The 12,376-nt window shown below is 48.0% G+C and carries 9 protein-coding genes; 8 read left to right on the top strand and 1 reads right to left on the bottom strand.

Annotated elements, in window-relative coordinates:
* Positions 1–2 precede the first annotated feature (2 nt).
* On the top strand, positions 3–1,274 hold the full coding sequence (locus tag BUR09_RS06660; RefSeq protein ID WP_074216166.1) for an efflux RND transporter periplasmic adaptor subunit: 1,272 nt from the start codon (positions 3–5) through the stop codon (positions 1,272–1,274).
* Between the two features lie 3 nt (positions 1,275–1,277).
* On the top strand, positions 1,278–4,445 hold the full coding sequence (locus tag BUR09_RS06655) for an efflux RND transporter permease subunit (RefSeq protein WP_074216165.1): 3,168 nt from the start codon (positions 1,278–1,280) through the stop codon (positions 4,443–4,445).
* Between the two features lie 326 nt (positions 4,446–4,771).
* Here the strand turns inward: BUR09_RS06655 and BUR09_RS06650 are convergent, their stop codons facing one another.
* Complete coding sequence (locus tag BUR09_RS06650) at positions 4,772–5,581, bottom strand: sugar phosphate isomerase/epimerase family protein (protein WP_245796712.1); 810 nt, start codon at positions 5,579–5,581, stop codon at positions 4,772–4,774.
* A 535-nt stretch (positions 5,582–6,116) separates the two neighbouring features.
* On the opposite strand from BUR09_RS06650, the gene hmcA reads away from it, so the two are divergent.
* From hmcA to hmcF, 6 genes are read left to right on the top strand one after another with little or no spacing between them, the layout of a single operon-like run.
* A complete protein-coding gene (hmcA, locus tag BUR09_RS06645) occupies positions 6,117–7,673 on the top strand; it encodes a sulfate respiration complex hexadecaheme cytochrome HmcA (RefSeq protein ID WP_074216164.1) in 1,557 nt (518 codons plus the stop codon).
* A gap of 16 nt (positions 7,674–7,689) precedes the next feature.
* Entirely contained in the window at positions 7,690–8,796 is a 1,107-nt protein-coding gene (gene hmcB, locus BUR09_RS06640) for a sulfate respiration complex iron-sulfur protein HmcB (protein ID WP_074216163.1), read from the top strand.
* Positions 8,796–9,956 carry a sulfate respiration complex protein HmcC gene (hmcC, locus tag BUR09_RS06635; RefSeq protein ID WP_074216162.1) on the top strand — a complete coding sequence of 387 codons (1,161 nt, stop codon included), beginning with the start codon at positions 8,796–8,798 and terminating at the stop codon, positions 9,954–9,956. The genes hmcB and hmcC overlap by 1 nt, the downstream gene beginning before the upstream one ends.
* Positions 9,957–9,972: 16 nt before the next feature.
* Positions 9,973–10,116: a sulfate respiration complex protein HmcD gene (hmcD, locus tag BUR09_RS16810; protein ID WP_175565995.1), complete on the top strand. Its 144-nt coding sequence runs from the start codon at positions 9,973–9,975 to the stop codon at positions 10,114–10,116.
* A gap of 42 nt (positions 10,117–10,158) precedes the next feature.
* A complete protein-coding gene (hmcE, locus tag BUR09_RS06630; protein ID WP_074216161.1) occupies positions 10,159–10,839 on the top strand; it encodes a sulfate respiration complex protein HmcE in 681 nt (226 codons plus the stop codon).
* Positions 10,840–10,862: 23 nt separating this feature from the next.
* Positions 10,863–12,248: a sulfate respiration complex iron-sulfur protein HmcF gene (hmcF, locus tag BUR09_RS06625; protein ID WP_074216160.1), complete on the top strand. Its 1,386-nt coding sequence runs from the start codon at positions 10,863–10,865 to the stop codon at positions 12,246–12,248.
* The last annotated feature ends 128 nt before the right edge of the window (positions 12,249–12,376 follow it).

Genomic DNA, 12,376 nt, shown 5'->3' with positions numbered 1-12,376 from the left:
GTATGCAGAACAATCCTACATCCCGAAAAAAAGCAGTTATCAACGCCATTGTATTCACTCTCATGATTGCATTAGGCGTTAGTGGATATTCATATTTTATGGGCTCAAAGCCAAAAGTGGCTAAAAAAGCTCCTACTAAAAAAGTGGCGACCGTTCAGGTTGTTCACCTGAAAAAAGGTCCTGTTCCAATGCAAATCAAGGGCACAGGCACTGTCATCCCTGCACGAAAGGTAAAACTTACTCCTGAGGTTTCAGGAACAGTTGCGTGGACTGCCCCGCAATTTGCTGGTGGTGGTATCATCAAAAAAGGCGAAACAATCCTTCGTATAGACACAAAGGATTATGACATTGCCCTGCGTAAAAGCATAAGCACTCTTGCCACTGCTGAAGCAGAATTAATGCTGGAAGAAGGTCAGCAACGAGTTGCAAGAGAAGGGGTGCGCCTTCTTGACGAAAGCAAAAGCTCTGCTAAATACAGCACAGCACTTGCGTTACGTAAACCGCAGTTAATGAAAGCAAAGGCTGAACTGGAAAAAGCAAGAGCTGAAGTTGCACAGGCTAAGCTTAACCTTGCCCGATGCGTACTCCGCGCTCCGTTCGACGTTATGATACAAGAAACAAGCGTAAACCTTGGCTCCAGAGTCACTACATCTACCAACGTCGCAACGCTGGTTGGCATTGATGAATACTGGGTTGAAGCCGCTGTTCCTGTAGACCGCCTTGAGCACCTTGGGTTATCCCGCAAAAACATTACAGCCACAGTTGTTCGCCAAGGTGGTGTGTCCAAATGGAAAGGCGACGTCCTGCGCCTTACCGGTACCCTTACAGAATCCACACGCCTTGCACGTGTTGTTGTTGCTATTAAAGATCCGCGCGGCCTGAAGTCGCAAAACTTTACGATGCCTCTTATGCTCGGCGACTACGTTGATGTAACCATCGAAGGCAATACTATCGAATCCGCCTATAAAATCCCGCGCTCTCTGGTGCGTAACGAAAACGAACTGTGGCTCTACGCCAACGGTCAATTAGCCATTCGAAAACTTAATATTATCTGGAAATCTCCTGAGGCAGTGTACGTTACTGAAGGAATCTCAGAATCCGACGCAATTGTGTCTTCAAACCTGAGCAATGCATACTCCGGAATGGCGCTCATCCTTGATTCAAAAGCTACGCCGACCATTGCAGGAGAACGAAAAGAAGGCACTGGAAAAAAGCCACTCAATAACTCCGACAATGGTGTCCATTCTGGCAACAATGTCGCAACGGCGGAGTAACTCATGGCATCATCACCTCTTGCTTCGCAGCACCGCCAGCCCAAAGCCCCCCTACCGGAACAACCACGTGGAGCCGTAGCATGGATGGCAGGTAACTCAGTTGCGGCCAACCTGCTTATGCTCGTGCTTCTTATCGGCGGTCTTGTTCTCGGCTCCAGCACCACACAGGAAGTTTTTCCTGAAATTGAGCTGGACTCAGTATCTGTTACAGTTTCGTATCCCGGTGCCAGCCCTGAAGAGATCGAACGTTCAATTGTTCAAGCTGTTGAAGAATCCATTGAAGGAATTGAAGGGATTGAAGATGTTACTTCCACTGCCAACGAAAATAGCGCCACCATCCGTGCAGAACTACTCGATGGTGCCGATGTTGATCGTGTCTGGCAGGACATCAAAACAGAAGTAGATAGAATCACCACTTTTCCTGATGAGGCAGAAGACCCGCGCATAACCATTGATTCCCGTAAACGTAGCGTGCTCACACTTGTTGTAAGCGGAAACGTATCTGAACTGGTATTGCGCGATTACGCAAACCAATTGGAAGATGCTCTCCTGAGGAATCCCAACATCACGCAGGCAGACATCACTGGAGTGCGTGATTTAGAGACACATGTTGAAATCTCCCGCAACACGTTACGCAAATACAATATTACCCTTACCCAAGTTGCCGATCAGATCAGAAAAGCATCTGTAGAGCTCGGCGGCGGCAGCCTTAAAACTGCACAGGGTGAAATTCTTGTACGTGTGACAGACCGTAAACTGGTTGCAAAAGATTTTGAACAGATACCTATCCTGACAGACGAATACGGCGCCTCCGTCTACCTCGGAGATATTGCAAACATATGGGATGGATTTGAAGACACAGATGCTTGGAGCAGCTTTGACGGAAACCGCGCTGTATCCGTCGAGGTCTATCGCATCGGTTCACAAACCCCTATGAGCATTGCCACAGCAGCCCTCAATGTTGTTGATGAATTCAAGGAAGACTTACCTCCGGGAGTTACTATCGGCTCCCACCACAACCGGTACGTAATGTTTCAGGATCGAGCAGACCTGCTTCTGCGCAACGCGTATATCGGCCTTGGACTGGTGTTCATCTTCCTGGCATTGTTCCTTGAAATCCGTCTTGCCTTCTGGGTAAGCCTCGGTATTCCTATTTCATTCCTCGGTGCTTTTGTCTTCCTGCCGTTTACTGATTTCAGCATAAACATGATCACCATGTTTGCATTTATCATCACCCTCGGTATCGTTGTGGACGACGCCATTGTTGTCGGTGAAAACGTCTATTACCATCGAAATCTAGGTAAAAGCAGGTTGCAAGCAGCCATTGATGGCGCAAAAGAAGTTATGGTTCCGGTAACATTCAGTGTTATCACAAACATCATAACCTTTATGCCGCTATACTTTGTACCGGGTACAATGGGTAAGATATTTAAATACATTCCGGTTGTTGTCGGTATTGTATTCTTTATTTCACTTATCGAGAGTATCTTCATTCTACCCGCGCACCTTGCGCATGGCAGTGAACGTTCCCGCATTCCAGGGCTTAGCCGGCTCATCGCGTTACAACAACGATTCAGTAACCGTTTTGAACATTTCATTGCCCATCAGTACGGTAATTTCATCAGCAAACTTATCGGCTATAGATTCGCTGTTCTCGGCACAGCGCTGGCGATCCTTTTTATTACCGTAGGCTTCGCTCTGTCAGGTCGTTTGGGAATGGTGCTTTTCCCGACTGTTGATTCTGACTATGCCTATGGTTCAGTCACTATGCCATACGGCACACCGGTCTCACGCATTAAAGAAGTTGAAAAGCAACTAGTTGATGCCGCCAATGCCGTCATCGCCAATAATGGTGGAGACAAACTCAGCACCGGCATCTTAACGACAGTTAACACCAACAAACTTAATGCGCGTATTTACCTGACCCAACCTGATGTTCGTCCGGTATCCACACCAGAAGTGACAGCACAATGGCGTAATGCTGTAGGCACAGTACTCGGTGCAGAAGCAGTAGATTTTGTTGCGGACAAAGGAGGTCCGGGTTCCGGCAAAGGGGTCACCATTCAACTTTCACACCGTGACAACACCGTTCTTGAACAAGCCGCCACAGAGCTTGCCGAAGCAATGGCATTGCTCAAAGGCGTAAGCGATATTGATGACGGTAACGCGCGAGGCAAACGTCAGTTTGACATTAAGCTACTACCTGCAGGTGAAGCCGCAGGTCTTAGTTCACGCGAAATTGCAACCCAGTTGCGTAACGCCTTTTACGGAGCAGAAGCAGTAAAACAGCAAGTTGGGCAGGACGAAGTAACTGTACGTGTACGTCTACCTAAAGAAGAACGTGCATCTGTAGCGACCTTCGATAACCTGGTACTTACCCTCCCAAACGGTGGTGAGATGCTCCTGCGTGATGCAGCGCAAATCACCCGAGCCTTCGCGGATACATCAATTACCCGTGAAAACAGCAAACGTATTCGAAGCGTTACAGGCAACGTAACACCTCGCAAGCTTTCAGAACAGGTCATAGCCTCAGTCAAAAGTGATATTCTTCCAGATTTGTTACGGAAATATTCCGGTCTAAACTATTCCCTAGAAGGGAAACAGGCAGATATGCGTGACAGTATCCAGAGTCTCATAAAAGGCTTGCTGCTGACGCTCCTCGCCATCTACGCACTGTTGGCTATTCCGTTCAAAAGCTATATCCAGCCGCTCATTGTTTTGCTCGCAATCCCGTTCGGCATGGTGGGTGCCGTCGTCGGTCATCTCATCATGGGTTATTCCCTTAGTCTCATGAGTATGTTCGGGCTTGTGGCATTAGCTGGTGTGGTAGTGAACGACTCACTCGTTCTTGTGGACTTCACCAACCGGCTACGACGAGAAGGCTACACACCGACAGAAGCCGTTGTTGCAGGCGCAATTAAACGATTCAGGCCAATCCTGCTGACCACAATCACAACATGCTGCGGGCTTGCGCCGATGATTCTGGAAACCTCACGACAGGCTCGATTCCTTATTCCGATGGCAATCTCCCTCGGATTCGGTATCCTGTTCGCAACAATCATTACGCTTTTACTCGTGCCGTGTTTCTACCTCGTATTCGAAGATGTCACACAGCTCGTATCTTTCAAGACATCCCGAGTCGCACAGGGAACTAAACAGCATGTGCAATAATTTCTGATTAGCTATGCCTCCGGCGGTGCTTGCCAGTAGGACTTTAAGAACCTTTTTGAAAAAAGGTTCTTAAAAACTCCAAAAACTTTTAACTACGAACTAAGCACGTTGTTTACCTAGCCTCGCGACTGACCCCCACTTCCTTTCATAAAACCCAAAAGGGCTGCCCTAGTTAGTTAGGACAGCCCTTTTTTTCTGTTCAAGTCAGTGAAATTATCATGCGTGGTACTTTAAGTAATAATCCTCAATCGCAGAATAAAATTCGTTGGAAAGCAGAAGCTGAGGAATACGAAACAAAAAATATCGTAGATTCAAAAAAGGCAACCCTAATCATCAGCTACTAGGAAGCAGACAGACGTGCTGTGCGCTTCGAGAAATTCTATGGACGCAGGGAACGCATCTTCGGTGTGCGGCTCAAGGGTCGCTGTTGGGAAAAGTTCATTCTTTTGAATGTAATCGAACAAGTCAAGAAGCGGAATAGTACCAGCGCCAAGGGCAAGGTGCTGATCTTCTAAACCGTCATTATCGTGAAGATGAAGATGGCCAAGACGAGGTGAGAAAGCATTAAGCCATTCAAGCAGATCATTGCGCTGCGCCCCTTTGGCAAAAGAATGCCAATGCCCAACATCAAAACAGTGGGACACTCGATCTGCTGGTAACAAATTGACAAGATCAACAAGTGCTTTGGGTGTCTTTTCGTACGTGTTTTCTAAAAAAAGCTGGGTAGTTAATCCATCTTTTTTGAGGAATTGTGACCACGTTTCGTAGGAACGCGAAAGCCATTCATCGTAATAAAAATCATGCTGACCGGCTTCATAGTCAGGATGTCCAACAAAATGAGTTGGTTTGTAGACTTGTGAAATTTCGAGCGCTCTCAGCAAAGTTGCGCGCGTTGCTTCCAAAATTTGGTCATTCAAACTTCCCGGTGCGAGGTCGAAAAATGGAAGATGAATGCCACAGGAAAGCCCCGCCTCAGAGAATTTTTTTGCGGTCGCTGCATGCCAATGTATATCGAGATTCTGAACCGCGAAGGTATCCATGCCCAGCTCCGGTGACACACCTTGTTCAATAAGCATATCGATATATCGCGGCTCATTAGCAGCGAAGCTGAGCGGCAAATTTACAAACAGACTCATAGGGAACTTGATCCTTTTTTTCATTTTATGAAATTCAGACACACATGATCTTTATGCCATGTCCGAAGCATGGCCTGAAAACATTTTACACATTTTCTCTTCGAGAGACTATTTTTGAAAAAATCCATTTCGATTGTCTACTCCATCGTTGGACAATAAATCCTACTTTTTTTGTATATTTTTGCACAAATATTTTTCTGCTTTTTTATCAACAAGTTAGGCGCAAAAAACACCTCTCTCACCCCTATGCGATCCCTTGACGAAACCTGACAAATACCCTACCCCGTCGGTATGATAATAACTCATACCGAATCGGTAGGTTTTAAAACCACCGGTTTACCGGTGAGTTATCGGGCGTCGTGACTTTTACGAAGTCCGTGCAACCGCATACATATCCAGACTGCCACAGTGCCCTTAGGCCGCATGGCTAGTTCTGCGCGGTTCTGCTTTCTCTTGAAGTTGGGGAACTCTCAAGAGGTTAATGGCTAAGGGGTGTCTGAGGACGAGTTAATATTTCATCGAAAGGACTGCCACTATGATGAAGGGAAGATCACTGCTTCGCTGGGCGGGCATGCTGATGGTTGTTGCGCTTGTATCGATCGTAGGTATCGAAGCGCACAGCTCAAATGTTACAGCGGCTCCTGCCAAGCACCGTGCTGACATCATCACCATTGATGTTATCGGCAAGCTTGGTGATATGGAGTTGCCAGCCGTTACGTATCGCCACGATCTGCATACTGATGCGCTGAAAAAAATGGAAAAAGACTGTGCTACCTGTCACGATAACGACAAAGGCAGCATGGACCTCACTTTTAAACGAACTGATGATATGTCTGCAAAAGAACTGCAGAACTTATATCACCAGAACTGTGTAGGCTGTCATGCCGACATGGCTAAAGCCGGTCAGGACACTGGTCCTCTGGAAAGCGAATGTCGTACATGTCACAATCCAAAGCCGAATGAGGTGGCAAAACGCCAGCCTATCGACATGGATAAGTCCCTGCACTTCCGTCATATTTCTTCTAAAAAAATCGTTGTTTCTGAACAGGACAAAAACTGTGGCGCTTGCCACATGAACGTTGATGTTGTTGCAGGTACTGCTAAATACGTACCTGGCACTGAAGACAGCGATAACGGCTACGGTGAAGGCTATGTAAAGTACAAATGCCCTAAAGCCGCAGCACACACCAGCTGTATCAGCTGCCACATGACTGAAGCGAAAAAAGACGCTACATCTACAGGCCCTGTTTCCTGTGCAGGCTGTCACAGCGCTTCTGCTCAGAAAGAAATGAAAAAAGTAACTGGTAAACGCCTTGATCGCGGTCAGCCAGACACTCTTCTTATCGTTCCAACCACCGCAAAGAAAAGCGACATTGCACCTGTGGCATTCGACCACAAGTCCCATGAAGCAAACGTAAGAGACTGCGGTACTTGCCACATTAACGGCATCGGAAACGAAAAAGACGGCTTCAAGCCTCTCTACAGCGACATGCACGACGCTCAGTCTTCTGCAAGCTGTGTTGGCTGTCACGCAATGCGTGTAGCTCAGGATGCTTCCTGTGCAGGCTGTCACTCCATGATTCCAGTTCAAAACTTCAACGAACAGTCCTGTGCGACCTGTCACAACGCTAACGGCGTTACTGCAGAGCAGGCAGCTAAAATGAGCAAAAAAGAACGTAACGCAGTTGCTGCTTCCGTTGTTGCTGCTCGCGAAGCTGGCAAAGTGACCTACACCGCTGAAGAAATTCCTGAATTCGTAAAAATTGACGCTCTTGCTGACAAGTACGAAGCATCCAACATGCCACACCGCAAAATCGTTGAATCTATGCTCAACGCAACCGCGGACAACAAGCTTGCTGGCAGCTTCCATGCAGAAAAAGGCAAAGTATGTCAGGCCTGTCACCATCAGAGCCCTATCAGCATCAAGCCTCCAAAATGTCAGAGCTGTCATAGCGAAGCTTTCAAAACCGGTGACCGTCCAGGTCTTAAAGCTGCTTACCATCAGCAGTGTATGACTTGTCACACCGAAATGAAAATTCAGAAGCCACAGAACACTGAGTGCGCAGGCTGCCACGCCGCACGCGCTAACTAGGAATCAAGGAGCAATTATGCATCGCAGAAAATTCCTAAGCCTGCTTGGCGGCGCCGGTATTGCTTCCACCTTGGGAACTACTAAGGCGAAGGCTGCCAGCAACGCTTCATTCGATGGATATCCTGACGCTATGGGCGTACTTCACGACAGCAGCCGTTGTATCGGTTGTCGTAAATGTGAAGAAGGCTGTAACACCGTTAATAACTTCCCAAAACCAGAGAAGAAATTTGATGACCTCTCTGTTTTGGATACCAAACGCAGAACCAACGCCACCGCGCACACTGTAGTTAACAAATACAATGTTGCCGGTCTGGATCACCCTATCTTCCGTAAACAGCAGTGTAACCACTGTATGGAACCAGCATGTGCATCCGCATGTTTTGTTAAAGCGTTTTCTAAAAACCCTGACGGCTCCGTTACCTACAACGGCGACGTTTGTGTTGGTTGTCGCTACTGCATGATCGCATGCCCATTCTCTGTTCCTACTTTTGAATACGATGATCCATTAGATCCACTCGTTCAAAAATGTACTATGTGTCACCCGCTCATCAAAGAAGGCAAGCTTCCAGGCTGTGTTCAGGCATGTCCTAAAGAAGCTCTCACCTTTGGCAAGCGTTCTGACCTTATTGAAATTGCACGCGAACGCATCCGCAAGCATCCTGACCGCTACGTAAACAAAATTTACGGCGAAAAAGAAGCAGGCGGAACCAACTGGCTCTACCTCGCTCCGGTAAAACACACCGAACTCGGTCAGCCTGTAGTTGGTAGCAAGCCAGCTCCAGAACTTACTGCTGGCGCACTCGGTGCTGTTCCTATGGTAGTAGGCATCTGGCCTGTTCTTCTCACCGGTGCATATGCAATCAGCAAGCGTAAAGAAAAAATCGCTGCTGAAGAACAGAGCACCGCTGTTGCACAGGCAGTTTCCGAAACTCAATCTGCTGCTGACGACAAGCTCAAAGCTGCAATGGAAAAAGCTGCAAAAGACAAAGAAGCTTCCATTGAGCGTGAAACTAAAAAAGCTGTCGCTAAGGCTGAAAAAGAGTTTGAAGAAAAGCTTGCTGCACTCCAGAACCCTGAGAGCGAAGAAGTAGAAGAAAGCTCCAAGCCTGAGGGAGATGCATAATGAGTAACGAACAGAAAAAATTCTGGCACGCCGGAAACATCATCACCGCTATCATTCTAGCTGGCGGTCTGGTTCTCACTTTCCTACGTTTCTACAAAGGTATCGGCGCGGTATCCAACCTTGATGATAACAACCCTTGGGGTATCTGGATCGGCTTCGACCTTATGTGTGGTGTAGCTCTGGCTGCCGGTGGTTACGTAACCTCCGCATCCTGCTATCTCTTCGGCATGAAGCACTACCATTCCGCGGTGCGTCCTGCTATTACTACTGCTTTTCTTGGCTACTTCTTCGTAGTTGTAGCTCTTCTGTACGACTTGGGTCACCCATGGAGACTCCCGTATCCACTGGTATACTCACAGGGCACTACTTCCCTTCTTTTCGAAGTTGGTCTGTGTGTATCCCTCTACGTGTCCGTTCTCTTCATTGAATGGTCTCCTGCGGCATTCGAATGGCTCGGCATGCGTAAGCTGCGTAACTTCGTAGTAAAACTTACTCTGCCTCTGACCATTATGGGTGTTGTACTTTCCACAATGCACCAGAGCTCTCTTGGCGCTCTGTTCCTTATCGCTCCTGGTAAAGTACATCCGCTCTGGTACTCCAGCTTTATGCCAGTGTTCTTCTTCTTCTCCTCCATGGTGGCTGGTACCTCCATGGTAATCTTTGAAGGCACTCTGGCTCATAAAGGTCTGCACCGTATGATGGACGAAACACATCTTAAAGAAGCTAACGGAGTGGCATTCGGCTTTGCTAAAGCTGCCTCCTTCATTCTCCTCGGTTACTTCTTCATTAAAGTGTTCGATATCACCATGGACAACGACTGGAAGTACCTTGCTACCGGCTACGGTGCTATCTTCCTTGTTGAAATGTTCGGTTTCGTACTGCTTCCTTCTCTCCTCTACGCGATCGGCGTACGTGAAAAGAATCTGAAGATGGTACGCATCGCATCCGTTTTCGGCGTACTCGGTATTGTCGTAAACCGTTTCAACGTGAGCATGGTTGCATACAACTGGCAGCTTCCTGCTGCTGAGCGTTACTTCCCTAGCCTCATGGAAATCGGCATCTCTATCTTCGTTGTAACACTTATTATTACAACATACCGCTTCATTACTACTCGGATGCCAGTTTTGTTCGAACATCCAGAGTACAAAGACGCACACTAGTCCGGAGGTAAAAACTATGGAAACCATTATCTATACTCTCCACGACTTCATGCTCCACACCAAAACCATCACCTACGTGTTGATGGGTGTGGCTCTGGTCAGCTTTGTCGGTTACTGGACTTTCCTGACCGGCCGAGAAGAAAAAATCAGAAAGTACTAGTCAAGCAGGGAGGGCAACCTCCCTCTAGACAAGGAGATAACAATGATAGCATTTCTTACCGGACCGATGCTGTGGATATCACTGCTGGTATTCTTTGGCGGTCTTACAGTTCGTGCCGTAATGTACGTGCGCGGTCTTGATTGGAAGCTCGACCGTGTAGCATATAAGCCACACATGTCTCGTGGCATCCGTGGTGCAGTTCATTCCATCCGTTGCTGGCTCATTCCGGGCGGCACATACGGCTGGCGTCAGCAGCCATTTATGGCAACAGGCTTCTTCCTGTTCCACATTGGCGCAATCCTGCTCCCGCTGTTCCTGATCGGCCATCAGGAACTCCTTAAAATGGCATTCGGCTTCAGCCTGCCGACTTTACCGTCCAGCGTTGCAGATGCACTTACAGTTCTCGCAATCATCGGTGGCTTCATGCTTGCCATCCGTCGCATTGTACTTCCTGAAGTACGCATCCTGACTACAACATACGACTGGTTCATCCTCGGCATTTCCGTAGCACCTTTCGTGACCGGCTTTATCGCTCGTCTGCATCTTGGTAACTACGATTTCTGGCTTACCTGCCATATCCTTACCGGCGAAGCTGTGCTGCTTCTGGCACCATTTACCAAGCTGTCCCACATCGTTCTGTTCTTCATGTCCCGTGGTCAGCTCGGCATGGATTACAACATCAAGCGCGGTGGCTCTAAACGCGAAACCGCATTCCCGTGGTAACAGTAAGCCGCTAGGAGATAACAATGCCTCAAGGTACTTTTTGTAACACCACACCTATCAACAGCGAAGAAGAGCTTAAAGCTCTGCTCGGCGACAAAGGTGGCGCTCAGTACTACGAAGAAATGAAAGAGCTTGACGTTGATTCCGACGCCATTGCTAAACTTCTTGAAAACACTTGCCAGTCCCGTATTCGTACCTGGCTTGAAATATGTGCCCACTGTGGCATGTGTGCAGATTCCTGCTTCCTGTACCGCGTAAATGATCGCGATCCTAAACAGGTTCCTGCATACAAAATCCAGTCTACCCTTGGTGAACTGGTTAAGAAAAAAGGTAAAGTGACCAACGAATTCATGCGTCATTGCGTGGACGTTGCATGGTCCCAGTGCACCTGTTGTAACCGCTGTGGCATGTACTGCCCGCACGGCATCGACATGGGGGTAATGTTCAGCTACCTGCGCGGTATTCTTAACTCTCAGGGTTTTGTACCTTGGGAAATGAAAATCGGCTCCGGTATGCACCGTGTGTACAACGCACAGATGGACGTTACTACCGAAGACTGGATCGATACCTGTGAATGGATGGCTGAAGAGTATGAAGAAGAGTGGCCAGGTCTGGAAATTCCTATCGATAAGGAAGATGCAGACATCATGTACACTCTGAACGCTCGTGAGCCTAAGCACTACCCTGAAGACCTTGCAGAAGCAGCTATCCTGTTCCACCTTGCTGGCGAAAACTGGACTGTGCCAAGCACAGGCTGGGAGCAGACCTCCCTTTCCATGTTCGCAGGTGACTGGGCAGCATGTAAAATGCAGGTTGAATCCGTATACAACGCTATCGAAAAACTTCGTCCTAAGCGTGTTATCGGTACCGAATGTGGTCACGCTCACCGTGCAACCGTAATCGAAGGTCCTTACTGGGCTGGTCGTGAAGACGGTCTGCCACCTGCACCATACATTCACTACGTTGAGTGGGTTGCAGAAGCACTCCGCACCGGTAAAATTAAAATCGACCCAGAGAAAAAGATTAAAGAACCTGTTACACTTCAGGATTCCTGTAACTACGTACGTAACCACGGCTTAGCAAAAGCTACCCGTGAAATTATGAGTTACATTGCTGAAGACTTCCGCGAAATGGGTCCTAACCGCGAACACAACTACTGCTGTGGCGGTGGTGGCGGTTTCAACGGTATTGGTAAGTACCGTAAAGAGCGTAACAAAGCGCTCCAGACCAAACGCGACCAGATTCTTGCTACTGGCTGTAAGCTCGTAATTGCTCCTTGTCACAACTGCTGGGACGCAATCCGCGACCTCGAAGAGGAATACGAAATCGGCATCCGCTGGTCCTTCCTCAAGCCTCTGCTCATTAAAATGGCGATTGTTCCGGATCACCTTAAGCTTCCGGAAGAATAGACCGACAGCAGCAGTCATATATTGAAGCGAACAAAGACAGTACCAAATATATTGTAGCAATACGACTCCCAATCCCAAATGGTACCGTCTCGGTTTGTCGTCAATCTAAGTAGTTATGCCCACCGGAG

It is taken from the genome of Halodesulfovibrio marinisediminis DSM 17456 (assembly GCF_900129975.1).
Classification (GTDB): domain Bacteria; phylum Desulfobacterota; class Desulfovibrionia; order Desulfovibrionales; family Desulfovibrionaceae; genus Halodesulfovibrio; species Halodesulfovibrio marinisediminis.
Note: the sequence above shows the minus strand (reverse complement) of the source record. Positions and strands in the feature narration are given on the sequence as shown.

Coding starts and splice junctions, on each gene's coding strand:
- BUR09_RS06660 (WP_074216166.1), top strand. CDS start 3: ATGCAGAACAATCCTACATCCCGAAAAAAAGCAGTTATCAACGCCATT.
- BUR09_RS06655 (WP_074216165.1), top strand. CDS start 1,278: ATGGCATCATCACCTCTTGCTTCGCAGCACCGCCAGCCCAAAGCCCCC.
- BUR09_RS06650 (WP_245796712.1), bottom strand. CDS start 5,581: ATGAGTCTGTTTGTAAATTTGCCGCTCAGCTTCGCTGCTAATGAGCCG.
- hmcA (WP_074216164.1), top strand. CDS start 6,117: ATGATGAAGGGAAGATCACTGCTTCGCTGGGCGGGCATGCTGATGGTT.
- hmcB (WP_074216163.1), top strand. CDS start 7,690: ATGCATCGCAGAAAATTCCTAAGCCTGCTTGGCGGCGCCGGTATTGCT.
- hmcC (WP_074216162.1), top strand. CDS start 8,796: ATGAGTAACGAACAGAAAAAATTCTGGCACGCCGGAAACATCATCACC.
- hmcD (WP_175565995.1), top strand. CDS start 9,973: ATGGAAACCATTATCTATACTCTCCACGACTTCATGCTCCACACCAAA.
- hmcE (WP_074216161.1), top strand. CDS start 10,159: ATGATAGCATTTCTTACCGGACCGATGCTGTGGATATCACTGCTGGTA.
- hmcF (WP_074216160.1), top strand. CDS start 10,863: ATGCCTCAAGGTACTTTTTGTAACACCACACCTATCAACAGCGAAGAA.